22 protein-coding genes are annotated in these 25,277 nt (G+C 69.3%); 16 read left to right on the top strand and 6 right to left on the bottom strand.

The window, feature by feature from the left end:
• Positions 1-56: 56 nt before the first annotated feature.
• From C3B71_RS07800 to C3B71_RS07785, 4 genes are all read left to right on the top strand, one after another.
• Entirely contained in the window at positions 57-983 is a 927-nt protein-coding gene (locus C3B71_RS07800; protein ID WP_108967209.1) for an ABC transporter permease, read from the top strand.
• Positions 976-1,947 carry an ABC transporter permease gene (locus C3B71_RS07795; RefSeq protein ID WP_108967207.1) on the top strand — a complete coding sequence of 324 codons (972 nt, stop codon included), beginning with the start codon at positions 976-978 and terminating at the stop codon, positions 1,945-1,947. Before C3B71_RS07800 ends, C3B71_RS07795 begins: the two co-directional genes overlap by 8 nt.
• A gap of 20 nt (positions 1,948-1,967) precedes the next feature.
• Positions 1,968-3,686: a dipeptide ABC transporter ATP-binding protein gene (locus C3B71_RS07790; RefSeq protein WP_181574832.1), complete on the top strand. Its 1,719-nt coding sequence runs from the start codon at positions 1,968-1,970 to the stop codon at positions 3,684-3,686.
• A 241-nt stretch (positions 3,687-3,927) separates the two neighbouring features.
• Positions 3,928-4,488 (top strand): hypothetical protein, encoded by a 561-nt coding sequence (locus C3B71_RS07785; RefSeq protein WP_146750793.1) that lies wholly within the window; start codon positions 3,928-3,930, stop codon positions 4,486-4,488.
• 4 nt (positions 4,489-4,492) lie between these two features.
• Here C3B71_RS07785 and C3B71_RS07780 read toward each other — a convergent pair whose 3' ends face one another.
• The 5 genes from C3B71_RS07780 to C3B71_RS07760 all read right to left on the bottom strand — a co-directional run bounded on the left by C3B71_RS07780 (position 4,493) and on the right by C3B71_RS07760 (position 8,700).
• A complete protein-coding gene (locus C3B71_RS07780; protein ID WP_108967201.1) occupies positions 4,493-5,893 on the bottom strand; it encodes a DUF6297 family protein in 1,401 nt (466 codons plus the stop codon).
• 149 nt (positions 5,894-6,042) lie between these two features.
• The gene (locus C3B71_RS07775; protein ID WP_108967199.1) at positions 6,043-6,756 is read right to left on the bottom strand and encodes an ABC transporter ATP-binding protein; all 714 of its coding nucleotides are present in this window, start codon (positions 6,754-6,756) and stop codon (positions 6,043-6,045) included.
• Between the two features lie 191 nt (positions 6,757-6,947).
• Positions 6,948-7,193 (bottom strand): DUF6290 family protein, encoded by a 246-nt coding sequence (locus tag C3B71_RS07770; protein WP_108967197.1) that lies wholly within the window; start codon positions 7,191-7,193, stop codon positions 6,948-6,950.
• Entirely contained in the window at positions 7,177-7,509 is a 333-nt protein-coding gene (locus C3B71_RS07765) for a hypothetical protein (RefSeq protein ID WP_111890626.1), read from the bottom strand. The genes C3B71_RS07770 and C3B71_RS07765 overlap by 17 nt, the downstream gene beginning before the upstream one ends.
• A gap of 123 nt (positions 7,510-7,632) precedes the next feature.
• Positions 7,633-8,700, bottom strand: a complete 1,068-nt coding sequence (locus tag C3B71_RS07760) for a DUF4232 domain-containing protein (protein WP_146752357.1) — start codon at positions 8,698-8,700, stop codon at positions 7,633-7,635.
• 181 nt (positions 8,701-8,881) lie between these two features.
• Between C3B71_RS07760 and C3B71_RS07755 the strand changes: the two genes are divergently transcribed.
• From C3B71_RS07755 to C3B71_RS07740, 5 genes are all read left to right on the top strand, one after another.
• On the top strand, positions 8,882-9,964 hold the full coding sequence (locus C3B71_RS07755; protein ID WP_199912597.1) for an RbtT/DalT/CsbX family MFS transporter: 1,083 nt from the start codon (positions 8,882-8,884) through the stop codon (positions 9,962-9,964).
• Positions 9,965-10,023: 59 nt separating this feature from the next.
• On the top strand, positions 10,024-10,164 hold the full coding sequence (locus tag C3B71_RS16150; RefSeq protein WP_199912596.1) for a hypothetical protein: 141 nt from the start codon (positions 10,024-10,026) through the stop codon (positions 10,162-10,164).
• 79 nt (positions 10,165-10,243) lie between these two features.
• Complete coding sequence (locus C3B71_RS07750; protein ID WP_108967190.1) at positions 10,244-11,278, top strand: NAD(P)-dependent alcohol dehydrogenase; 1,035 nt, start codon at positions 10,244-10,246, stop codon at positions 11,276-11,278.
• A gap of 78 nt (positions 11,279-11,356) precedes the next feature.
• On the top strand, positions 11,357-12,295 hold the full coding sequence (locus tag C3B71_RS07745) for a helix-turn-helix domain-containing protein (protein ID WP_199912595.1): 939 nt from the start codon (positions 11,357-11,359) through the stop codon (positions 12,293-12,295).
• A 73-nt stretch (positions 12,296-12,368) separates the two neighbouring features.
• A complete protein-coding gene (locus C3B71_RS07740) occupies positions 12,369-12,986 on the top strand; it encodes an L-threonylcarbamoyladenylate synthase (RefSeq protein ID WP_073331959.1) in 618 nt (205 codons plus the stop codon).
• Between the two features lie 35 nt (positions 12,987-13,021).
• Here the strand turns inward: C3B71_RS07740 and C3B71_RS07735 are convergent, their stop codons facing one another.
• The gene (locus C3B71_RS07735; protein ID WP_108967188.1) at positions 13,022-15,397 is read right to left on the bottom strand and encodes an MMPL family transporter; all 2,376 of its coding nucleotides are present in this window, start codon (positions 15,395-15,397) and stop codon (positions 13,022-13,024) included.
• Positions 15,398-15,477: 80 nt separating this feature from the next.
• Between C3B71_RS07735 and C3B71_RS07730 the strand changes: the two genes are divergently transcribed.
• The 7 genes from C3B71_RS07730 (at position 15,478) to C3B71_RS07700 (ending at position 25,265) form a co-directional block, all read left to right on the top strand.
• Positions 15,478-16,905, top strand: coding sequence for a replication-associated recombination protein A (locus tag C3B71_RS07730; protein WP_108967186.1), 1,428 nt, complete (start codon positions 15,478-15,480; stop codon positions 16,903-16,905).
• A gap of 32 nt (positions 16,906-16,937) precedes the next feature.
• Positions 16,938-17,801: a sulfite exporter TauE/SafE family protein gene (locus tag C3B71_RS07725; protein ID WP_258522926.1), complete on the top strand. Its 864-nt coding sequence runs from the start codon at positions 16,938-16,940 to the stop codon at positions 17,799-17,801.
• Positions 17,802-19,047: 1,246 nt separating this feature from the next.
• Positions 19,048-19,671, top strand: coding sequence for a 30S ribosomal protein S4 (gene rpsD / locus C3B71_RS07720; protein WP_073331965.1), 624 nt, complete (start codon positions 19,048-19,050; stop codon positions 19,669-19,671).
• A 146-nt stretch (positions 19,672-19,817) separates the two neighbouring features.
• Positions 19,818-22,535, top strand: coding sequence for an alanine--tRNA ligase (alaS, locus tag C3B71_RS07715; RefSeq protein WP_108967183.1), 2,718 nt, complete (start codon positions 19,818-19,820; stop codon positions 22,533-22,535).
• A 29-nt stretch (positions 22,536-22,564) separates the two neighbouring features.
• Positions 22,565-23,041: a Holliday junction resolvase RuvX gene (ruvX, locus tag C3B71_RS07710; protein WP_108969683.1), complete on the top strand. Its 477-nt coding sequence runs from the start codon at positions 22,565-22,567 to the stop codon at positions 23,039-23,041.
• On the top strand, positions 23,038-24,270 hold the full coding sequence (mltG, locus tag C3B71_RS07705; RefSeq protein WP_108967181.1) for an endolytic transglycosylase MltG: 1,233 nt from the start codon (positions 23,038-23,040) through the stop codon (positions 24,268-24,270). The genes ruvX and mltG overlap by 4 nt, the downstream gene beginning before the upstream one ends.
• Positions 24,271-24,275: 5 nt before the next feature.
• A complete protein-coding gene (locus C3B71_RS07700) occupies positions 24,276-25,265 on the top strand; it encodes a shikimate dehydrogenase (RefSeq protein WP_108967179.1) in 990 nt (329 codons plus the stop codon).
• Positions 25,266-25,277 lie beyond the last annotated feature (12 nt).

Raw genomic sequence — 25,277 nt, 5'->3', positions numbered from 1 at the left:
GGACGGGCGCCCGTCCGGCCCCGACAGCATGGACACCACTCACCGGAAGACTCACTATGCTCCGCTATGTTGGACGCAGACTCTTGCAGATGATTCCCGTGTTCTTCGGGGCCACCTTCCTGATCTACGCCATGGTCTTCGCACTGCCCGGCGACCCTGTTGCCGCCCTGGGCGGGGAACGCGCCCTGTCGGACGCCGTCGTCGCCCAGATCCGGGCCGAATACCACCTGGATCAGCCCTTCATAGTGCAATACCTGCTGTACATCAAGGGCATCTTCACCGGCGACTTCGGCACCACCTTCTCCCACCAGCCCGTCTCCGAGGTAATGGCACAGGCCTTCCCCGTCACCATCAAACTAGCCGTGATGGCACTGGTGCTGGAGGCCGTCTTCGGAATCATCATCGGCACCCTGGCCGGGCTGCGTCGGGGCGGATTCTTCGACGCAACCGTGCTGATCGTGTCCATGACGGTGATAGCCGTGCCCACCTTCGTCATCGGCTTCGTGCTGCAGTTCTTGATCGGTATCAAGGCCGGTTGGCTGCCGGTGACGGCCGGGAGCAACCCCGGTATCAAGGACCTGCTCATGCCCGCCATCGTGCTCTCGGCAGTATCCTTCGCCTACGTGCTACGGCTTACTCGTACCTCCGTGGGGGAGAACCTGGCCGCCGACCACGTGCGCACCGCCCGCGCCAAGGGCATCTCCGAACGCCGTGTGGTTACCCACCATATTCTGCGCAACTCACTGATACCGGTGGTGACCTTCCTGGGGGCCGACCTGGGCGCGTTGATGGGCGGTGCCATCGTCACCGAGGGCATCTTCAACATCCACGGCGTCGGCGGAACCCTGTATCGGGCGATCCTTCAGGGGCAGGGCACGACGGTCGTGTCCTTCACCACCGTGCTCGTGCTCGTCTTCATCATCTCCAACCTGCTCGTGGACCTGCTCTACGCCGCCCTCGATCCGAGGATCCGCTATGCCTGACACTCTTCAACCCGGCACTTCGCCCACCGCTGCCCGCCCCGGCCAGGAGCGCTTCGTCTCCGACGTCGACGAGACCGGCCTGGGGGCGGTAGACGCGGTGGCCGACGAGTCCGCACCGGCATCAATGTGGGGTGAGGCGTGGAAACAGCTGCGGCGCCGTCCCCTGTTCTGGACCGCCGCGCTGCTGATCCTCGCCGCCGTGGCATTGGCGGTGGCGCCGGGCCTGTTCACCAGCACCGACCCCCGCTTCTGCGAGCTGAGCAACTCCCTGGCGCCGGCAAGTGCGGGCCACCCCTTCGGCTTCGACAAGCAGGGTTGCGACATATACGCCCGTACCGTCTACGGGGCCCGCGCGTCCGTGAGCGTAGGTGTGCTGACCACCCTGCTCGTGGTGGCGGTCGGCTCCATGATCGGCGCCATCGCCGGGTTCTTCGGAGGTTGGTTCGACGCCCTGCTGTCGCGGATCACAGATATCTTCTTCGCGGTTCCGTTCATGCTCGCCGCCATCGTGGTGATGAGTATGTTCAAGACTCATCGCTCCGTATTCACGGTGGTGCTGGTGCTGGGGATCTTCGGTTGGCCACAGATCGCCCGTATCACCAGGGGTGCGGTCATGGCGGTCAAGAACGACGAGTTCGTCATAGCCTCGACGGCGTTGGGCGCCGGAAGGTGGGCGACCATGTTCCGGCATATTCTGCCCAACGCGGCGGCGCCGATCATCGTCACCGCCACGGTGTCGCTCGGCTCCTACATCGTCACCGAGGCGACCATGTCCTTCCTGGGAATCGGTCTGCCCGCCACCATCGTCTCCTGGGGAGCGGACATCTCCGCGGCCCAGTCCTCACTGCGCAGCGCGCCCGGCATTCTGTTCTATCCGGCCGGTGCCCTGGCCCTGACGGTGCTCGGCTTCATCATGATGGGTGACGTCGTGCGCGACGCCCTCGACCCCAAGGCCCGCAAATGAGCAAGGCGAACGCGAAGAACATGACAGATACGAGCATCGCGGACAAGCGTCCGGATCCCGACCGGCCGCTGCTGGAGATCCGGGACCTTCAGGTGGCCTTCCGGTCCTCCACCGGCCTGGTCCCGGCGGTACGCAAGGCGAATCTGACCGTCTACCCGGGCCAGTCGGTGGCGATTGTGGGGGAGTCCGGCTCCGGCAAATCGACCACCGCCCACGCCGTCATCGGCCTGCTGCCGGGCACCGGTCGCGTCACCGGCGGGAAGATCCTTTTCGAGGGGCAAGACCTGGCCAGCGCCTCCGCCAAGGAGATGACCGCGCTGCGCGGGGCGCGCATCGGCCTGGTGCCGCAGGACCCGATGAGTAACCTCAATCCGGTCTGGTCCATCGGCAACCAGGTCAAGGAGGCACTGCGGGCCAACAACGTGGTGCCCGGCGGCGAGCTGGACCGTCGGGTGACCGAGTTGCTCACCGAGGCCGGCCTGCCGGACGCCGCCCGCCGCGCCAAGCAGTACCCGCACGAGTTCTCCGGTGGTATGCGTCAGCGGGCGCTGATCGCCATCGGCATGGCCGCCGACCCGAGTCTGCTCATCGCCGATGAGCCGACCAGTGCCCTGGACGTCACGGTCCAGCGGGTCATCCTCGACCACCTGCAGACCCTGACCCGCGAGCGTGGCACCGCCATGCTGCTGATCACCCACGACCTGGGGCTGGCGGCGGAGCGTGCCGAGCACCTGGTGGTTATGCACCGCGGGCGGGTTGTTGAATCCGGCCCCAGCCTGGAGATCCTCAAGGACCCCCAGCACCCCTACACCAAGCGGCTCGTGCAGGCCGCTCCTTCGCTCGCCTCCCACCGCATCGAGCAGGCGCACGCCCGGGGCGTGGAGACCACCGACGAGGAGCTGCTGGGCGCCGGGATGGGGCAGGTATCCACCGAGGACGTGCTGCGCGTGGAGCACCTGACGAAGGTGTTCCCGGTGCGTGGTGCCAAGGGGAAGGCCAACACCCTCAAGGCCGTCGACGACGTCAGCTTCGGCCTGCGTAAGGGCACCACTCTGGCTCTGGTCGGCGAATCCGGTTCGGGCAAGTCCACCGTCGCCAACATCATCCTGAATCTGATCGACCCCACCAGCGGGAAGGTTTTCCACCACGGTACCGACCTGTCCACGCTGAACAAGCGGGAGCTCTTCGGCCTGCGTCGCGTTATGCAGCCCGTGTTCCAGAATCCCTACGGCTCTCTGGACCCCATGTATTCGGTGTTCTCCTCGGTGGAGGAACCGCTGCGAGTGCACCGGGTGGGCACGCGCAAGGAGCGGGAGCGGCGGGTCGCCGAGCTGTTGGACATGGTGGCGCTGCCGCGCAGCGCCATGCGCCGCTACCCCGGCGAGTTGTCCGGTGGCCAGCGTCAGCGCGTGGCCATCGCGCGTGCCCTGGCCCTGCGGCCGGAGATCGTCGTCTTGGATGAGGCCGTATCCGCTCTGGACGTGCTGGTGCAGGCGCAGATCCTTAAACTGTTGTCGGACCTGCAGGCGGAGTTGAAACTGAGCTACCTGTTCATTACCCACGACCTGGCCGTTGTGCGCCTGCTGGCCGACGACGTCGTCGTCATGGAGCAGGGGCGGCTCGTTGAGGCCGGGCCGAGTGATGAGCTGTTCGCCCACCCGCGCGAGGAATACACCAAGCGCCTTATCGAGGCGGTTCCTGGCGCGGGTATCGACCTGTACCGCGCTGCAACCGACTAGGCTGCAAGAAATGTGGTGTGCGATGGGTAAATCATCTGCGAGCAACCGTGCTTCGGGGGCGCGCGCCATTGCCGTCGTCGCGATGCTGCTCATGGCCGGCTCCGTTCTGGGGTGCGGCCCGGCGAATCGGGACGCCGCCCCGATTGCATCCGCGACGGGGCCATCAAGCTCCGCCGCAGCGGCAACTAGGACGGCAGCGGGCACTGAGGAGCCAACCGCTTCCGCAAGCACGGATGCGCCCTTGGCGCAGCCGGCCCAGGAGACGTCGACGCCGCAGCCACTTGCTGCGGACGCTACGGTCCCGGATGAGGCCGCATTCATAAATGGTGAGGTGATCGTGCCCGAACAATGCGCCTTTTGGGGGAGCGCTGACGGTCGGGTGAACCTCGTTGACGGCTTTGCCAGCATGGAGGACGGCACTATTCAGATGAGCGTGACGGTCAAGCAGACCGCCGTGGTGACCCTCGCCGGCAAGCCATACCGGGCCGTCGTCTTCTCCTGCTGGGGCGGCGGGAACCTGGTATACGACCACATCGGCTTCTACGACGATGCTTCCACAGCGCCCGCCGTCGAGACCGGGATTCAGATCGCCGCCGGGCCCTACCAGAGCAATGCGATCAGCGCGGTCGAGGGCACCCTCGAGCCGATTGAGAACGGTTTCCACCTGGAGTGGGCCGGTGAGTTCCTGGCCACCGATGAGGCCTGTACCGCCTGCGCCACCGGGCATGGGGAAGCGGACTTCTTATGGAATGGCAGTTCCTTCGACGTCTTGAACAAGGTGACCTGGCAGCAACGGGATTAGTTCTTCAGACCAGCCTGCGGCCGGCCAGCAGCCCCCAGGTGACGACGACGGCGCTGACGGCTATCTGCGCGACTAGCAGTCGCGCCGTCGGGGACACTCCCGCGGCCAGCAGTGCGGTCGGCGCTCCGGCCAGGGCGGCGGCGTCGGGCCCGTTTACCAGCATCGCGACCGCGCCCGGCGGCAGCGATCCGACCGGCGAGGCGATCAGGCCCAGGGAGAAATCCGGTGCGGGCCGGAACCCCGACCGCAACGCCGCACCGGCCCAGCCGCAACCCGCCGCCACCACGAGACCGATGATGTTGCACGCCCCGGTAAGCGTCAACGAGTATGCCTGTTCACGTAGCTGGGCGGGCACCGCCACCGCCGTCCAAAGAGTCATCGCCGTGGCTGGCACCAGCAGGTGCCCGCACCTGATCAGGATGGGGCCAACCGGCCAGGACGCGTCCGCCGCGCCGTCGAACCAGGCACGCCGTGCGGGCTCGGCGAGAGCCAGGACCGCAACCCAGCCGCCGACCAGATGGAAGACGGCCTGGCCGACCGCTCCGATACCGCTGGACACCAGGGGGAACATCGCAATGAGCAGGCCCGCCAGTAGCTGCACCAAGCGGCGCGGCTGGCGCCACAGCAGCAGCCAGTCCGCCTGAGCCATGGCTAACACCGGACCCAGCGCCCGCGGCAGCCGACGCGACAACCCGGCCAGCGGCAGGCGTGATGGGCGGGCCGGACGCCGAGCCGGGGCGGACAGCAGGCGCCCTAGCGCGCGAGTGTCCAGGGAGAGCCAGGAAACCTGCGCACCCAGGTTGCGGGCGGCCACCTCCAGCAGGTGCGAATCCGGTATGTCAACCAGCCGGGCCCGCAACCGCCACCACCAGGCGGCGGCCGCCAAATCCGCTAATAGGCCCAGCAGCGTGAGCACTACTCCTGCCGCGCGGCGCGGAAAAGGCACACCTAACGCACCGACCGCGAGCACCGCTGCCGCCATGACCAGCAGTGCCACTCTCGCACCGAGAAGGCCGGTACCATCCACCTGCGCATGTACCAGCGCCAATAACAACAGCGCCCCACCGCCACCGCCGAGCAGGATTGTCCCAGAGGCCGTCGCCGCTCCGCCGCCCGCCACCACCGCCAGCAAGAATCCGGCCGTGCCGCCGGCGACGACCGCAAGCGCCATCTCCGCCCACGCCACGGGGGCCAGCAGGCCACGCCGATCGCCGGGCATGGGCAGCCACCAGGCCGCCTCATAGGTCCGCAGGAACAGCGGGCCCAGCCGCCGCAGCGGATCCAACAGCAGCCCCACCAGTACCAGCGCCAGTAGTATCGCCGCCCAGGCCGGGTCTGCGGCGACCATACCGGGCATGGACGCCGGGGCACCGGTCCCCAACCGCGCCAGGTACGGGACGGTCATGGCAGCCAGGATCGCCGCGGACAGTAACGTGTCATAGACATCACCGAGAATCGCCCAGGGGCTGCGTGTACTAGCGGTATGACCCCGTACCCAGCGGCGTAGTTCCCGACCCGGGGGCGGTGCGGGGGAGGAGTTGCCGCCGGCCGCGGTCACAGCCGGCCCTCGGTGATGGCGCGCACTCCGTCGGAAACGCTGAGCAGGCGGGTGCCTGTACCCACCAGCAGCACCGCGGTTGCAGCCGTGCACACGAACTCGGCGTCGTGGCAGGCCAGCAGTACCCCGATTCCCGCTTCGCGTTCGTCCACTACGCGGCGGGCGAGGGCCCGGCGGGTGACGTGGTCCAGGCGCTGCTCCGGCTCATCCAGTACCAGCAGACGGCGCGGCCGGGCCAGCACCGCGGCCAGGGCCAAGCGGCGCCGCTGCCCCGAGGACAGCTCATCGGGCAGGGCATCCGCCAGATCCGCCAGGTCGAACTCATCCAGGAGTTCGGCGGCGGTGCGCTCCGGTGCGGGGGTGGAGTGCCCGTAACAGACCAGGGCGAGATGCTCGGCCACGGTCAGGGCGGGGAAGAAGGACTCCTCGCCCAACTCGCGTGCCACCGCCCGGCGCTGCCGACCCGAACGCGGATCGGGGATGCGCCCCAGCAGTCTCACCTCGCCGTCGACGGGTGGCAGCAGGCCGAGACAGGTGCGTAGCAGGGTGGACTTGCCGGCGCCATTGACGCCTACGAGTGCCAGCGCCTCACCCGCTCGGAGGACGAAGGTAGCCGGCCCGCACACGGCGTGCTCGCCATAGCCAACACTTAGATCACGAGCCGCAACCAACGCCTGGCCGCGTGCAGCGGGTGCGCCTGTCCCGGGCATCGTGGTCCTCCTCGAACCTAGCGGTTGCGCTCGATGCTACCCCGGCCCTATGCCACGTCGTTGAAGAGGGCTGACCGCCTTGCCGGTGCAAAACACGACCTTGGGGCGCGTTCCACGACCACCCCGGGGTCGTGCAGTGCACCCGGGGGTCGTAAAACGCGCGGCTCCGGGGAGTCGTCGACCAGTGTCAGTCAAGCGGCGTGCTCGGCCTCAAGACGCTCCAGTATCCATGCCCGCACCAGGGTAGAGGCGGGCAGGTGTTTTGCCTCAGCGACCGCCTCGATTGCCTCACGTTCCTGCGGGGTTAACCGCACCGAGTACACCTGAGACCGGTTCGGTCGTACAGGAACGGTATTCACGGGGTACTCCGCTTCGCGGGTCGCTTCGGATTCCTCGCGCATTTTGGCGATCATTTCAACGTCAACCGTCTTGGCCATCGAAGTCCTCCTCGTCCTCCTTGAGGTTGTACAGGCGCAGGTCTGCGCCGGTCGCACGCCAGGCATTCACAAGATGCAGATCACCGTCGCGATCCCGCCAGGCAATAATGGTCAGTACTCGTTTCGCATCCGGTGAATAGCCGATGAAGCGACTGGCGCCAGTATGAGACTTTGGATCAGGTTCGAGCGCAACCAGGTCGATGTCATCCAGCACTTCACGTGCCTGCTCTGGCGTGACGCCGATTGCACCCGGGTACCTCTTGGCGCGGTTCCGGATATACCGCTCCGTGGCAGCGTCCCAGTACAGCCGCGTCATACATGGATTGTACTACATCGTCTTACGTCGTTGAAGAGGGCTGTTCGTGTTGCCCGAACACGACCTTGGGGTGCGTTTCACGACCCCGGGTGGTCGTGAAACGCGCGGTCGGCGGCGGTGCGGCTATTCATGCTCCCACGGGGAGATCAGAATGAGATGGCCTTCGGGGATCGTCAGGTCGTGGGCGGTGCCCCATTCCTTGTACCTGGGGTCGGGGTCCTTCGTGACTGCCTGGCGGCCGAGTACGGTCGTCACCGCCAGGTGGGTGCCGGTGGGGCGGCTCTGGTCGTTGTCCCACCGCAGGGTGGCGACGGCCCGTACGCGCGGACCGATCTCTACCACGGGCGGGTCGTTTGTGCTCGGTGACCTGGATTCCTGGTCGTCCACGTGCAGTACAGAGACCTCAAGGTCCCGGCCCTGCTCGTCAACAACGACGACGTCGGGCCAGCCGGATACCAGACAAGCGGCCTTGGAGTCGTTCTGTACGGCGATTGCAGCGGTGACGTGGCCGCCCAGTGCGGCAGAGTTCCAAATGTGCCAGTAGCTCAGCTCTGCGGGGTCGCACTCCTCTACTATCAAGCTGTTCATCGGCACGACGCGGCCGTTTCCGGCTAGCTTGGGGATCGTCATTTGCTGGGCCCGGGCCAACGCGGTGGCATCAGGCGACTCGGCGTGCTCACCCAGCCAGGCCAGGCCGCGTGGAGTAGCCAGCACGATCACCAGCGCCAACACCACCAGCACGCGGGCGGATGCTCTGTGCTCACCGCCCTGAAGACCGAGAGCCACAATTGCCATGACCACGGCACTCGCACTAAGCAGCACGAGCCCTCCGGCCGCCCAGGGCCACCAGCCCGGACTCATGGGTACCCGCGCCAACAGGTCGCCGCCGGAAGTGAGGATGTCGCACGAGGAGAAGAACCACGACTCGTGGGCCTGGACGGCCACCACCGGCTGCTCCAGCAAGTAGGCGCACCGGTAATCGGCGTCCTCAGGCTCGAAGGCGGTCGTCGGCATGCTCAGACCGGCCCACAGGAAGGCTATCGGCGTCAACAGCGTGGCCGTGATCCCCACCAGGTGCGCCACAATGGGCAACCAGTGCCGCCACGGCCAAGTAAGCGCCCGCCACCACCAGGGCCCGCGGGTGCTGCGAGCGTCGCGTGGCGCACCCGAGTCGGGTTCCGTGCCGGACAAGATAAGCACCCCCCTTCAAGCGGCTGCGACCGATGCTACCGGGCCGGTCGGGTCCACGGCGGGGTCAAAAAAGTACCGGCGCTCGGCATCGGCGCCGGAAGACCGCTGTGCGCGCCCGGGGCGATGCTTGAGCCAGCAACCGCGGAATGAGCCGCGGCACCAACACGACGGAGTGGAACCCATGCGCCTTGCACCCCCGAAGATCCTGATCCCCGGGCTCATCGCCATCGCCATCTTCATGACCGGCGACGGCTTCGAGCTGACCTTCTTATCCAAGTACCTTGTCTCCCTCGGCTTCGCCGCGACCCAGGCGTCAACGGTCATCACCGCCTACGGCCTGATGGCCGCCCTGTCCGGTTGGGCCTCCGGCGTACTGGCCGAGACCTTCGGGGTCCGCCGGATAATGCTCATCGGGGCCGGGCTGTGGGTCTGCCTGCACCTGTTGTTCGTCGGCGTGGCGATCCCCTCGGGCATCTACCCGCTGATCCTGGTGATATACGCCTGCCGCGGACTGGCCTACCCCCTGTTCATCTACTCCTTCGTCGTGTACATCACCCAGAAGGTGGCGCCGGCGTCCCGCGCCTCCGCCATGGGCTGGTTCTGGACCGCCTACTCCATCGGCGTCGGCTGCCTCGGCTCCTGGATCCCGGCCCGGACCATCAACTTCATCGGCGAGCGGGGCACGCTCTGGTTCTCCCTGGCCTGGACCATCACCGGTGGCCTGCTCTGCCTGCTGTTTGTGGGCCGCGGCGAACCTCAGCCCAAGCGCGGCGACCTGGGTGACACACTGCGACAGCTGTCGGTGGGCGTCACCATCCTCGGCACCAACCGGGAGGTGGCCCTCACGGCGATCGTCCGCGTCATCTGCAACCTCAGTCTCTACGGGTTCCCGGTCATCATGCCCCTGTACCTGACCACGGCCGGTTACGGCGAGGAGTGGTTCACCATGCCGCAGTGGATGACCATCTGGGGCATCCAGTTCGCCGTCACCGTCTTCGGCAACCTCTTCTGGGGCTGGATCGGCGACCGCTTCGGGTGGATGCGGCAGATGCGCTGGTACGGGTGCTGGTTCTGCGCCGCCGCCACCCTCGGCTTCTACTACGTGCCCCAGTTCCTGGGCGGCAACATGATCGCCCTCGGCGCGGCCGCCGTCCTCCTGGGCATGGGCGTGACCGCCTTCGTCCCCATGGCCGCCGTATTCCCCGCCCTGGCCCCGAACACCGCGGGGCGGCCATCTCCGCCAACAACCTCGCCTCCGGCCTGACCACCTTCGTCGGCCCCGGGCTGGTCACCCTGCTGCTGCCGCACATCGGCGTCGCCGGAGTGTGCTGGACCTACACCGCCCTGTACCTGCTGGGCTCCCTCATCACCGTCTTCATCCACCCCGACCAGCCCGGCTTCGACCGCAATGGGCGGCGTCTGCCGGAGACCGCCGACCGACCCGTCGCGGAGGTGGACGCCTGAGCCCACCGAATCGCCGACCATCCTTAAACCCGCTCACCACCACCAAATCACCGCAACCAACCCACGAGGAGAAGAAACCATGAAGGCTGTAGTCCTAGAGAAGCGCAATGAGATCAACGTCCGCGAGGTCCCCGGAGACCTCGTCTGCGGCCCCGGCCAGCTGCGCATCGCCCCGCACACCGTCGGCATCTGCGGCTCGGACGTCCACTACTACACGCACGGCCGCATCGGCCGCTACATCGTCGAGGCGCCGATGATCCTCGGCCACGAGGCCTCCGGCACCGTGCTGGAGGTGGGCGAGGGCGTCACCGACTTCGCCGTCGGCGACCGCGTGGCCATGGAACCGGGCGTCCCGGACATGAGCTCGCGCGCCTCCCGCATGGGCATGTACAACGTCGACCCCGCCGTCTCCTTCTGGGCCACCCCGCCGGTAGACGGCTGCCTGGTCGAGGAGGTCATTCACCCGGCGGCCTTCACCTACCACCTGCCCGACAACGTCTCCTACGGGGAGGGCGCCCTGCTCGAGCCGCTAGCGGTCGGCATGCACGCGGCCACCAAGGCCGCCATCCACCCCGGCGACGTCGCCGTCGTCTCCGGCTGTGGCACGGTCGGCATGCTCACCGCCGCCGCCGCGCTCGCCGGCGGCGCCTCCACCGCCATCGTCTCCGACGTCTCCCCGGTCAAGCTGGAGATCGCCTCCCAGATCCCCGGCGTCGTTACCGTGGACCTGCGCGAGCAGCGCCTGCTCGACGTCGTGAACGAGCGCACCGCCGGCTGGGGCGCAGACGTGGTCTTCGAGGCCTCTGGCCACCCGTCCGCGTACGAGGACCTGTGGAAGCTGGGCGCCCCCGGCAACCGCACCGTCCTGGTCGGCATCCCCGTGGACCCGGTCGCCGTCGATGTCACCGAGGTGCAGGCCCGCGAGACCCGTATCGAGACCGTCTTCCGCTACGCCAACGTCTACCAGCGCGCCATCGACCTGGTCGCGGCCGGCAAGATCAATCTCAAGCCCTTCATCACCGAAACCTTCCCGATGGACCGCGCCAAGGAGGTCTTCGACCGGGTGGCCGAGGGCCGCCCCGGCGACGTCAAACTCCAGATCACGGTGGGCTGACCCGAGGCCGCAGCCGTGCAAAGGGCCAACCACCGCAACCGCCGACGGGCCGGTGGGCAGGGCGCGCACAATGAGCGTGTGTCCTCCCCATCGGCCCGCCCCGGCATCCCCCCACGCCCCTCCACCCCGGGCGTCGAACCCGCGCCGGGGACGAAGGCCGACGTCGGCGACCTGGAAGTCATCGTCCCCGACGCCGGCACCTCGGTGCGCTGGTGGACGCACGGATACCCCGACCCGCTTGCCCGCTGGCACCACCACCCCGAGATCGAGTTCCACCTGATCCGCTCCGGCTCCGGGCAGATGCTCGCGGGCGACCGCGCCATCGACTTCGAAGCCGGACAGGTCACTCTGATGGGACCGCACCTGCCGCACAACTGGCTTTCGGACCTCGGTCCCGGCGAACGCCTGCCCGAACGCGACGTGCTGTGCCAGGTGCTGCCCGCGCGCTTCGAGGCGGCTTCCGGGCAGCTGCCCGAACTGGCCGCCATGGGGGCGCTGGTCGACCGCGCACGCCGAGGCATCATGCTGTCGGGGGACAGCCGTGAGCGGGCGGCCGCCATTCTGGAAAGCATGGGCGAGCAGGGCCCGCTGGGGCGGCTGGCCGCGCTACTGGAACTGGCCCGCGTCTTCCTCGCCGCCCCCGCCGCGGAGGCGCACCCGATCGCCAGCGCCGGCTACGTGCCCAGCCTCGACGACGCCACCGCCTCCCGGATCAACGTCGTCCTGGACTATGTGGAGACCCACCTGGCGGAGGAGATCTCCATGACCCGGGCCGCGGAACTGGTGGCGCTCAGCCCATCGGCGTTCTCCCGGTTCTTCCACGCCACCGCCGGGATCACCTTCTCCGAACTGGTACGGCGGCGTCGAGTCGCGCGGGCCTGCCACCTGCTGCGCACCACCGACCTGCCGGTGGCCCGGGTGTGCGCACTGAGCGGGTACACCAACCTCTCGAACTTCAACCGCCGTTTTCGGGAAGAGACCGGCACCACGCCCAGCGCCTACCGCCGCCGTGACTGAGCGTGCCGGCCGATGGCCCACCCCACCGTGTGGCGCACGACAACACGGGGTGATCGGTGCAACAATGTGCTCCATGTCCCGCTACATTGAGCTGCACCCCGTCAACCCCCAGGCACGACTGGTCACCAAGATCGTCGACAGACTCCGGAACGGTGAGCTCATCGCCTACCCCACGGACTCCGGCTACGCGCTCGCCTGCGCCCCCGGCAACAAGGAGGGACTGGAGCGCATTCGCACGATTCGTCAGCTGGATTCCAAGCACAACTTCACCTTCGTGTGCGCCAACTTCGCCCAGGTCGGCCCGCTCGCGATCGTCGGCAACAACGCCTTCCGGCTCATCAAGCGGCTCACGCCCGGGCCGTGGACCTTCATCCTCAAGGGCACCAAGGAGGTGCCGCGGATGACCTTGAACCCGAAGAAGCACACCCTGGGCGTGCGCATTCCCGACCACGTCATCGCGCAGGCGCTGGTGAAGGAGTTCGGCGCCCCGATCCTGTCCTCCACCCTCATTCGTCCGGGACAAACCACGCCGGAGTCCAATGGTTGGGAGATCGAGGATGCACTCGGCCACCTGATCGACGTCGTCATCGAGGGGCCGGTCACCTCCACCGAGCCGACCACCGTCATCGACCTGACCGAGGACGTGCCGGAGGTCGCCCGCGAAGGTGCGGGCGACATCAGCCTGCTATAGGCCGTGTCTCCGGTAGCCCGCGCTACCACCCGCGGCTACTCGGTGGCGGCCGCAGTCGCCTCAGGCTCGGCCGGCCCCCGTGACTCGGGGCCCGACGGCGCCGGCTCACCGGTGAGCACGCCGACCTGCGCGTAGCGGTCGTGAAGGCGCTGCAGCGGCGTCGGCGCCCACCAGTTCCAACGCCCCAGCAGAGTCATGGTGGCCGGCACCAGCAGCATGCGCACCACGGTCGCGTCCAGGGCAACCACGATTGCCAGCGCCAGCCCGACCTCCTTGACGATCAGCAGTTCGCCGCTGACGAAGCCGAGGAACACCACCACCATGATCAGGGCGGCGAAGGTGACGATGCGGCCCGAGCGCTGCAGACCCTTGGCGACGGCCGTGTCGTTGTCGGCGCCGGCGTCCCAGTACTCCTTGATCCGCCCCAGTAGGAAGACCTCGTAGTCCATGGCCAGTCCGAAGCCGACACCCACGGCCGTGACCACCACGTAGGCCTCCACCCCGCCGATGGGGACGAAGCCGAGCAGCCCGGTCAGGTGTCCTTCTTGGAACACCCAGGTCAGCGCGCCCACTGAGGCGGCCAGGGACAGCAGGTTGATCAGCAGCGCCTTGAGCGGAACCAGCAGGGAACCGGTCATGAGGAACAGCAGTACGAAGGTCGCCAGCACAATGAACGTGCCCACCCACGGCAGGGACGCCAGCAGTGACTGACGGAAGTCCAGCTGGCTGGCCGCCTGACCGGTGGTCCAGGTGTCGGCGGGTGCAGACAACGTCCGTATGGAGGCGACCGTGTCTTCGGCGGCGCGGGAGGTCGGATCACCGGAAAGCTCCAGATAGACCACTGTGTAGTCGCCGGCGGTGGCTACCCGCAACACTTCCTGGACGCCGTCGACGGCAGCCACCTGCTCGTTGATGAAGTCGGTGACCCGCTCACCGGTGGCGGCGATGATCATGGTGGCGTCCTGCTGGGTTACGGCGGAGTAGCGCTCCTCCAGCACCGTCAGGTAGGTGCGTTGGTCGGAGTCGGTGGGCAGCAGCTCGGTAGTGGAGGAGAGCAGGTGCAGGTTGCGGGCCGGGGAGGCCAGCACCACCAGCGCCACCACGCAGGCCACCAGCACCACCCAGGCCATGCGCTGCACCTGCCGGGCGATCCACCGGAACACTCCGCGCTCACTGGTCACATCCCCCAGGTGTCGCTGCATGGCGCCGAGGACCGGAATGCGCTGCAGCAGCGGCGGGTGCAGCAGGCGCCGCCCCAGCAGCACCAGCACGGCCGGCACCAGGGTGACCGCCGCCGCCACCGCGATCAGGCACGAGGCCAGGCAGGCGATGCCGATGGACCGCAGCACCGCCGGTCCCATCAGCACCAGGCCGAGCATGCAGGCCGACACCGTAAGTGCCGAGAACAGCACCGTGCGGCCGGCCGTCGCCAGCGTCGTCGTCATGCAGGCCGCCAGGCGGGGGTCCCGTCGTCCGCTGCGACGACGACGCCGGTGCCCCCCGGCGTCCTCGCCGGCGGCGTCGTGGGAGCGAGCAAGTTCTTCCCGGTAGCGGGAGGTGATCAGCAACCCGTAGTCGATCGACAGTCCCAGACTGATCACGGTGACAATGTTGATGACGAAGGACTGCAGGTCCATGCCCAGGCTCAGGAAGTACAGCACTCCCATGGTGCACGCGATGGAGGCCAGCGCACCGATCAGCGGCATGCCGGCAGCCAGGAAGCCGCCGAAGACCAGCACCATGATGATCAGTGCCAGCGGCAGGGAGATCAGCTCACCCCGCACCAGGTCGGCGCGCACCTGATCGTTGACGGCTGCGGACATGCGTGCGTCGTCGGAGACAATGCCGCGCACACCGGGTTCAACCCGACTCAGCTCGTCCGGGACCTGTTCCAGGCGGGTTTCAACCCGGCCGACCAGTTCGGCGACCTGCTCGGCGTACTTCTTGTCGTCGGCGTCGGCGACCGTGTCCCCGTTGGGATCAACGGTGACCACCAGCAGGAAGCCGTCCAGGTCGGTGGAGGCCAGCATTTGTGCGGCGGGCTCATTCAGCATGCCGGGGACCACGAAGGGATCGATCACGTTCTGCTCGCCCACCAGCGCCCGCAGATCCGCGTGCGCGTCCTCCAGTGCGTCTGCGACCGTCTGCTGGGTGACGGTGTCGGAGATGTCCATGTCGGTGACCAGCAGCGTCACCGTCTCGGCATCACCCGACAGCGTGTCCAGGATCTGCTCACCCTCCGCACTGTTGGTGCCGGCAATTGAAGTGCTCCCCGCGGCCGCGCGCTCGAACAGGTTGTTGCCGCCCAGCCCCGTGATGGAAGGGAGCAGCAACGCGACGGCGAGAAGCAGCCACGCACCGACGATGATCCAGGCATCTTTGATGACGCGGCGGGAAAGCCAGGCAAGCATGCGCCCTAGTCTGGCAGACCGCCGGGCGCTGAGTGGTCCCGGCACTCGGGCGGAGCCGAAACGGGTGTTGAATCGTGCACATGACGGACCTGTTTGAGAGCGCCGGAACCGACGCCGTCGGCCTGCCCGGAGACGCCCACGCGCCCCTGGCCGTGCGGATGCGGCCACGCACCCTGGACGAAGTGGTCGGCCAGGACCATCTGCTCGCCCCCGGCTCCCCGCTGCGTCGCCTGGTCGAGCCTGCCGCCGACGCGGGTGGACCGGCCGGCGGCGCGGGGGTGTCCAGCGTGATCCTGTGGGGGCCACCGGGCACCGGCAAAACCACGCTGGCGTATCTGGTGGCGCGCGGCTCGGGTCGCCGCTTCGTGGAGCTGTCCGCCGTCACCGCCGGGGTGAAGGACGTCCGCCAGGTGGTCACCGACGCCCGACGGCGCCTGGCCGCGGGGGAGGAGACGGTGCTGTTCGTCGACGAGGTGCACCGCTTCTCCCGCTCGCAACAGGACGCGCTGCTGCCGAGCGTGGAGAACCGCTGGGTGACGCTCATGGCCGCCACCACGGAGAACCCGTCCTTCTCGGTGGTTTCGCCGCTGCTGTCGCGCTCCCTGCTGCTGACGCTGCACCCGTTGGACGCCGACTGCGTGCGTGCGCTGGTGGAGCGGGCGCTGGTCGATGCACGCGGCCTGGGCGGCGCGGTCACGCTGGCCGACGACGCCCGCGAGCAGATCGTGCGCATGGCCGGCTCGGACGCGCGCAAGGCCCTGACCGTGTTGGAGGCGGCCGCCGGCGCGGTTCTGGCAGCCACACCGGCACCCACCGACGGGTCCGGGGGAGAGGCCGCCGCGCAGTCCGCCGCGCCCCGGATCGGGCTGGCCGACGTGGAGCGGGCCGCCGACGTCGCCGCCGTCCGCTACGACCGGCAGGGAGACCAGCACTACGACGTGATCAGCGCCTTCATCAAGTCCATGCGCGGCTCCGATCCCGACGCCACCCTGCACTACCTGGCCCGCATGCTCGCGGCGGGCGAGGACCCGCGCTACATTGCCCGACGCATCACCATCCACGCCGCCGAGGATGTGGGCCTGGCCGACCCCGGTGTGCTGTCCACGGCCGTGGCCGCGCAGCAGGCGGTCGCCCTGATCGGCATGCCCGAGGCGCAACTGGTGCTGGCCGAGGCGGCCCTGGCGGTGGCCACCGCCCCGAAATCGAACGCGGTGACGGTCGGCATCGGTGAGGCCACGGCGGACGTGCGCGCGGGCCGCGGCGGGCAGGTGCCCGCTCACCTGCGCGACGCCCACTATGCGGGCGCCGAGCGCCTCGGCCACGGCGTCGGCTACCGCTACCCGCACGACTACCCGCACGGCGTCGTCGCCCAGCAGTATCTGCCCGACGAACTGGCCGGCGCCGAGTACTACCGGCCGACCACGAACGGTTTCGAGGAGCAGCTGACCCGGCGGCTGGCGGCCATCCGGCGCATCACCCACGGCGCCGCAGGGGAGAAGGGCAGGTGAGCTGAACGCGCGAGCGGGGATAGGGTCGGCGGGTGACCGCAACCCCCGACGTCGAAGCCCCCGATCCCGACTCCGCCCGCAACCGGTCCGATGCTCCGGCACCGTGGTCCCCGCCCGCCCGACGCTGGCCGGCGATTGTACTGATGGGACTGGGGGCCGGCTTCCTGGCGGGATTGTTCGGTGTCGGCGGGGGACTGGTGATCGTGCCGGCGCTGATGGCCTTCGCCGGCATGGATCAGCGCCACGCCGCCGCCACCTCCCTGGTCGCCATCGTGCCGACCTCCATCGTCGGGGCGGTCTCCTACGGGGTGCAGGGACAGGTGTCCCTCGTGGCCGCCGTCTTCCTGATCATTGGCTCCCTGACCGGCGCGCAGATCGGGGTGCGCCTGCTGCGTACGCTCCCGGCCCGCATCCTGCCGTGGATCTTCGTGGCCTTCGCGGTCTTCGTCATCGTCTCCCAGCAGCTCATGGTGCCGGTGCGCGACGCCGGATTGAGTCTCACGCCCGCCAGCGGCGCCGCCCTGGTGGGGGTGGGTCTGGTGGCGGGCATCCTGTCGGGACTCGTCGGCGTGGGTGGCGGCGCCGTGATCGTGCCCGGCACCCAGCTGGCCGTGGGCATCGGTGACCTGCTGGCCCGCGGCACCTCCCTGGTGGTGATGCTCCCCACCGCCCTGTCGGGAACCGTCACCAACCTGCGCCACGGGGTGGCCGACGTGCGCGTGGGGCTCGTCGTGGGCGTGGCGTCGGCCGCGGCTTCTCCACTGGGGAGCGTCGTCGCCGGCCTGGTCAGCCCGCGCATGGGCTCGATCCTGTTCAGCCTGTTCCTGGTGTACGTGATCATCTCCACCCTGCTGCGCTCCCGTCACTCTTCCCCGCACAAGGGGCAGCCGAAGTAACCCGGTTCGTCGCGCTTGGGGCTGAGGTCTTTCGAAGTCGAGCCTGACGACCCCGGTTAAGCCCGGCTCCCCGCGCTTGGGCATCTGGTGGGTGGATGGGGCGGTTCGCCGGGTGGTGTTGGCGTACGTGTCCCGGCGGCGGGGTGCGCGGGCGCGATTGGTGGGAGTGCGCGTTGGCTGGGGGTGTGCGCGGTGCGGGGAACAGTCGATCAGGCGCGGCAGCTCGTGCGTTCGGGCCGACGTTCACGCCTTTAGCCGACGGTTCGTGCGTTCCTCTGACGGTTCGGCACTTTAGCCCGACGGTTCGCGTGTTCGCCCAGCGGTTCGGTGCCTTCGTCTGACGGTTCGTACGCTCTGGTCGACGGTTCGGCACTTCTTGCGACGGTTCGTGGGGTAGGGGTACGAACCGTCGTCGTTCATGCCGAATCGTTGCTGCTACCTGGCGAACCGTCACTGGAACACACGAACCGTCCACCCCGCCGCCCTCCACCGGCCCGGCATCGTCCCCGCCGCCCCGAGAACGTCCTCATCAGCCCGACAACGACCCGGGCTCGGCCAAAAGACCTCGTCAGCCCGAAACCCTCCCGAATGTGGAGGGTTTGGCGCCTACGAGGTCGTATTCGGCAGGTCGGCAGCCACCGAGAACGACCTCACCGACCCGAACACGACCACCTGGTAGGCCGGCCCCCGTCGAACAGAGCCCCGAACCCGACCACCACACAGCAGCTCGAGCCCGAATCACCACGCCCGCAAGCGTGAGGAGACACGAACACACCGGCAGACGCACACGCGTTTGCTTCATGAACACGAGTTTTAGAGGTTTGCATGTGCCCTGCGCTCGCAAACCTCTAGAACTCGTGTATTCGACGCGAACTCGTGTACATCCCGACGCAGGCGCCTCCGGGTGTGCCGGCCTTGACACGTCACCGCCTGGTCGCCGCGGGCGTGCCGGTCTCGACACGTCACCGCCTGGTCGCCGCGGGTGAGCCGGCCTCGACACGTCGCCGCTATGGTTCGCTCCGGGTGGCCGGCTGTTGGCAGGGCCGAAGCCGGATGAGGACCGGCTCACAACCGGTGGCTTAGACGTGCATCCCCTGCCGCCGCCGCGCTAATGTTTCCGGGTTGCCTGCGGCGTCGCGCGACCGGCGCGCGCTCGGGCACTCCTGGGGTCTTAGCCGACGTGGCTGACCCCGCGCCTGGGCACACCCGCCCACGGCGTGCGAACCGATCCGACAGGAAGATATCTATGAGCTCTTCACGCTCCCGCCGCCAGGTGCGCCTCTCGCGCGCCCTCGGCATTCCGCTCACCCCCAAGGCCGTCCGCTACTTCGAGAAGCGCCCCTACGGCCCCGGCGAGCACGGCCGCGCCCGCCGCCGCACCGAGTCCGACTACGCCGTCCGCCTGAAGGAGAAGCAGCGCCTGCGCGCCCAGTACGGCATCCGCGAGGCCCAGCTGCAGAAGGTCTTCGAGGAGGCCCGCCGCGAGAAGGGCCTGACCGGTGAGTCCCTGGTCGAGCTGCTGGAGATGCGTCTGGACGCGCTCGTCCTGCGCGCCGGCTTCGCCCGTACCATCGCGCAGGCCCGCCAGAGCGTCGTCCACCGCCACATCATGGTTGACGGGAAGGTCGTGGACCGTCCCTCCTTCCGCGTCAAGCCCGGCCAGACCATTCAGGTGCGTCCGCGCTCCCAGGTGATGGTGCCCTTCCAGGTCGCCGCCGCCGGCACCCACCGCGACGTGCTGCCGCCCGTGCCCGACTACCTCAACGTCGAGCTGGAGAAGCTGCAGGCACAGCTGGTGCGCCGCCCCAAGCGCGAAGAGGTCCCGGTGACCTGCGACGTACAGATGGTCGTCGAGTACTACTCGCGCTGACCCCACGCTTCACGACGCCGGGACGCCCCGGACCGCATACCGGTTCGGGGCGTCCCCAGCGTTCCGGGGTACTCTCGCCCCGGCTCTCCAATCCACCGGCGTGCGCAGCGCACGCCCCTCCCGAAACGAACAGGACGAGGCATCTCATGCGTACATCAGAGATCCGCTCCCGCTGGCTCGACTACTTCGCCGCGAACGGGCACGAGATCCGCCCCTCCGTGTCCCTGGTGTCCCCCGAGCCGTCCATCCTGTTCACCGTGGCCGGCATGGTGCCCTTCATCCCCTACATCCTGGGCACCGAGAAGGCCCCGTGGCCGCGCGCCGCCTCCGTGCAGAAGTGCATCCGCACCAATGACATCGACAATGTCGGCCGTACCACCCGTCACGGCACGTTCTTCCAGATGAACGGCAACTTCTCCTTCGGCGACTACTTCAAGGAAGGCGCCATCGACTACGCCTGGGACCTGCTCACCGGCAGCCGCGAGGAGGGCAAGTACGGCCTGGACGGCGACCGGCTGTGGATGACCATCTGGGAGGAGGACAAGGTCTCCTTCGACCACTGGACCCGCGTGATCGGCGTGCCCGCCGAGCGCGTACAACTGCTGCCCTTCGCGGAGATCTCCTGGTCCACCGGCCAGCCCGGCCCCGCCGGCGCCTGCTGCGAGATCCACTACGACCGCGGCCCCGCCTATGGTCCGGACGGCGGTCCCATTGCCGACACCGCCGGCGACCGCTTCCTGGAGATCTGGAACCTGGTCTTCGACGAGTTCATCCGCGGCGAGGGCGAGGGCCATGACTTCGAGCTGATCGGCAAGCTGGACCAGACCGCGATCGACACCGGGCTCGGCCTGGAGCGCCTGGCGTTCATCATGCAGGACAAGCCCAACATGTACGAGATCGACGAGGTCTACCCCGTCATCGCCGCCGCCGAGGCCATGAGTGGCAAGACCTACGGCCGGGGCGCCGCGGGCCCGGAGGCCGGTGACGCCTACCTCGACGACGTGCGCCTGCGGGTGGTGGCCGACCACGTCCGTTCCGCACTGATGCTCATCGGCGACGGCGTGCGCCCCGGCAACGACGGCCGCGGCTACGTGCTGCGCCGCCTGATCCGCCGCGCCGTACGCTCCATGCGCCTGCTCGGGGTGAGCGACGCCACCCTGCCGACCCTGCTGACCGCCTCCAAGGACGCCATGAAGGCCTCCTACCCGGAGCTCGAGACCGGCTGGGCCACCATCTCCGACGTCGCCTACGCGGAGGAGGAGGCCTTCCGCCGCACCCTGGCCGCAGGCACCACCATCCTGGACACCGCCGTCGCCTCCGCCAAGCAGCGGGCCTCCGAATCTGGGCGCGGCACCCGTCCGGTCGTCCCCGGCAAGGCGGCCTTCGAGCTGCACGACACCTACGGATTCCCCATCGACCTGACCCTGGAGATGGCCGCGGAGCAGGGCGTGGACGTGGACGAGGCCACCTTCCGCACCCTCATGGAGGAGCAGAAGGAACGCGCCCGCGCCGACGCCCGTGCCAAGAAGACCGGCCACACGGATGTGCGCGTCTTCCAGGACATTGAGAAGCAGATGGGCGGCGGATCGGAGTTCCTCGGCTACACCGAGTCGGCCGCCGACGCGACCGTCACCGGCCTGCTGGTCGACGGCGTGCCCGCCCCGGTGGCGACCGCCCCGGCCGAGGTGGAGGTCATCCTGGACCGCACCCCCTTCTATGCCGAGATGGGTGGCCAGCTGGCCGACCACGGCACCATTCGCCTGGCCGACGGCGGCGTCATCGAGGTGCACGATGTGCAGGCCCCCATCCGCGGCCTGTCCGTGCACCGCGGCACCCTCACCGAGGGCACGGCCGCGGTGGGCGAGCGCGCCTACGCCGAAATCGACACCGTGCGCCGCCTGGCCATCGCCCGCGCCCACACCTCCACCCACATGGTTTACGCGGGCTTGCGTAACGTGGTCTCGCCCGACGCCGCCCAGGCCGGCAGTGAGAACTCGCCCGCCCGGCTGCGCTTCGACTTCCGGCACGGCTCGGCCCTCTCCGGCGGTCAGATGGACGACATCGAGGCACTGGTCAATGACAAGGTCGCCGAGAACCTGCCGGTAACCACCGAGGTCATGGGCCTGGAGGAGGCCCGCGCCTCGGGCGCGATCGCCCTGTTCGGGGAGAAGTACGGCAAGCAGGTGCGGGTCGTCACCATCGGCGACGGCTTCGACCGGGAGCTGTGCGGTGGCACCCACGTGCCCTCCACCGGTCACATCGGCCGCATCGCCCTGCTGGGGGAGGGATCGATCGGCTCCGGCGTGCGCCGTATCGACGCCCTGGTGGCGGACTCCGCCTACGGCTTCCAGCGCAAGGAGCACGCGCTCGTCTCGCAGCTGTCCACCCTGGTGGGCGGCCGCCCCGAGGAGCTACCCGGCCGCGTGGAGACCCTGCTGGCGCGACTGAAGGACGCCGAGAAGAAGCTGGCAGCCGCGGAGCAGGCCGCCCTGACCGCCCGGGCCGGCGAGATCGCCGGCGCGGCCGCCCGCACCGGCGACTACCTGCTGGCCAGCGCCTCGCTCGGCGCGGTCGGCTCTGCCGACGCGCTGCGCAGCCTCGCCCTGGATGTGCGCGGACGCCTGCCCGAGTCGGAGGCCGTCGTGGTGGCCCTGGCCGGGGAGGCGAATGGCCGCCCGCTCGTCGTCGTCGCCACCAACCCCACCGCCCGCGCCCAGGGCGCCCGAGCGGGGGCGCTGGTGCGCACCGCCGCCAAGACACTCGGCGGTGGCGGTGGCGGTAAGGATGACGTCGCCCAGGGTGGCGGCCAGGACCCGGCCGCAATTCCCGCCGCGCTGGCCGCCATCGCGGCCGCCCTGGCCTGAGCCCGCGGGCACCCGGCAAGGGGTACGTGGTGAGGACCGGGGTTCGACTGGCCTTCGACGTCGGCAAGGTGCGCGTGGGCGTGGCCCGCTGCGATGCCGACGCCATCCTCGCGGTACCGCTGGCCACCCTGCGCCGCGACCGCTACGGCGCCGACCTGGAGGAGGCCGCCGACCTGGTGGCCGACCACGGCGCATTCGAGGTGATCGTCGGGCTGCCCCGCAGCCTCAGTGGAGGCGCTTCGGCCTCTACGCGCGATGCCCGCCGCTGGGCGCGCACACTCGCCGGCCTGATCGCTCCTGTGCCGGTGCGCTTGGTGGATGAGCGGCTGAGTACCGTAACCGCCCACCGCGAGCTGCACGAGTCCGGTCGGCGGGAGAAGAGCTTTCGCAGCGTTGTCGACCAGGCGGCCGCCGTGGTCATACTTGAACAGGCCCTCGCCACGGAGCGCTCCACCGACGCGCCCGTCGGCGAGATGGTCGTACCCATCCAGGAAGGCAGACAGTGACCGAGGACGACTTCTTCTCGGCCGTCGGGGTTGACCGCACCGACGCCGAACAGCCGGACGCCGGCCCCCGCCGGCGCCGCGACCGTCACGTTGAGCGCGACCGGAGGCGCCGCAAGCGCCGCCGCCACGCGTTGACCGCCGTGGTGCTGGCGGTAGTGCTAGCCGCGGTCGGCTTCGTCGGTTACAAGGCCCTGGGCGTGGTCAAGGGCGCCCAGCCCGAGCAAACCGCCGTCGCCGACTACACCGGGGCCGGTGAGGACGATGTTGTCGTCACCATCCCGGATGGCGCCACCGGCGCGGACATCGCCCAGATCCTCGTCGACGCCGACGTCGTCGCAACCGCCGGCGCCTTCAAGAACGCCTACGCGGCCAACTCCAATGCCGGCAACATCCAGGCGGGCACCTACACGCTCAAGACCCATATGTCCGCCGTCAACGCGGTCGCCCTGCTGCTGGACCCGTCCTCCCGCTCCGATCACACGCTGACCGTCCCCGAGGGCGCTACCAAGGCGGAGGTCAAGGAGCGGCTCATGAGCGTGGGCGGCTACACCGACGCCGAAGTCGACGCCGCCTTCGCGGACACCACCGCCATCGGTCTGCCGGAGGTCGCCGGCGGAGACGTGGAGGGCTGGCTCGCCCCCTCCACCTATGACATCGCCGAGGACGCCACGGCCACCGACGTGGTCGCCTCCATGGTCTCCACCACCAACACACGCCTGAGCAAGGCCGGCGTGGACGAGGCCGACTATGAGGACGTGCTGATCAAGGCCTCCATTGTGGAACGGGAGGTCTTCCACGCCGAGTACTACGGCCAGGTGGCTCGCGTCATCGAGAACCGGCTCGCCGACACCGACGGGGAGACCAAGGGCATGCTGCAGATGGACTCCACCGTGCTGTACGGCCTGGGCCGCACCGGCGGCATCCCCTCCGCCGACGAGATCGCGGACGACGCCAACGCCTATAACACCTACCAGCATGCCGGGCTGACCCCCACCCCGATCGGCAGTCCCAGCGAGGCCGCCATTCAGGCGGTGGTCGACCCGCCCGCCGGCGACTGGCTGTACTTCGTGACCGTCGATCTGGAAACCGGGGAGACCCTGTTCGCCACCACGCACGAGGAGCAGGTGGCCAACACCGAGAAGCTGTCGGCGTACTGCGAGGACAACCCCGAGGTCTGCTCCGGCGCCTCCGCCTCGCCCAGCCCGACGGCCCCGGCGGACGGCGAGTAGACGCGATGTGCGCCGCGCCGCCGACGAGTTCGCCCACCCCGCCCCGGCATCGGGCCGCCGTCATCGGTGCGCCGGTTGCGCATTCGCTGTCCCCGGTGCTGCACCGGGCCGCCTACCGGGCGCTCGGCCTGGACGACTGGGTGTATGAACGCCGCGAGACTGCGCCCGCGGACCTGGCCTCGCTGCTGGAGGAGTTGGCCGCCCCGGCACCGTCCGACCCGATCTGGGCCGGCTTGAGCGTGACCATGCCGCACAAGCAGGCGCTGCTGCGTCGGCTCGACGTCGTGGACCCGCTGGCGGCGACGGTCGGCGCCGTCAACACCGTCATCGCCCAGCGCTCCGGCCGCGGTGCCGCCCTGCTGGCCGGCTTCAACACCGACGTCGCCGGCATCGTCGGCGCCATCCGCGAGACCCGCACCGCCCCGGCGGACGGCGCCACCGCGGCTCCCGCGGGCGGTGCGACGCGCGCCGTGGTGCTTGGCTCCGGCGCCACCGCCTGTTCCGCGCTGGCAGCCCTGACCGAACTGGGGGCCACCGACATCACCGTCGCCGCCCGTCGCCACGCCGGCCCCGGCCGTGCGCTGACCGCCGCCCACCGCATGGGTCTGGAGGTGGCGGCTCTAACCTGGCGGCCCGGTGATGCCGCCTCCGACGCCGAGGTGGCCGCCGCGGCCGCCGACGCCGATCTGCTCGTCTCCACGCTCCCGGCCGGCGCCGCCGACACCCTGGCTGCGCCACTGACCGCCGCAATCGCGGGCGGAGCGTCCCGGCCCGGGCCCGGCGCGGTGCTGCTGGACGTCGTCTATGCACCCTGGCCCACGCCACTGGCGGCGGCCTGGCAATCGGCCGGCGGGAGCGTGGCCCCCGGCTGGCTGATGCTGCTGCATCAGGCGGTCCCACAGGTCACCCTCATGACTGGCCGCACTCCGCCGCTGGCGCCGATGCGCCGCGCGCTGGTGGAGGCGCTCGCCGCCCGCGCCGCCGGACCGCGGTGACGTCGCGCCCGG

The organism is Actinomyces sp. Z16, from assembly GCF_003111765.1.
In the GTDB taxonomy this organism is placed as follows: domain Bacteria; phylum Actinomycetota; class Actinomycetes; order Actinomycetales; family Actinomycetaceae; genus Actinomyces; species Actinomyces glycerinitolerans.
Note: the sequence above shows the minus strand (reverse complement) of the source record. Positions and strands in the feature narration are given on the sequence as shown.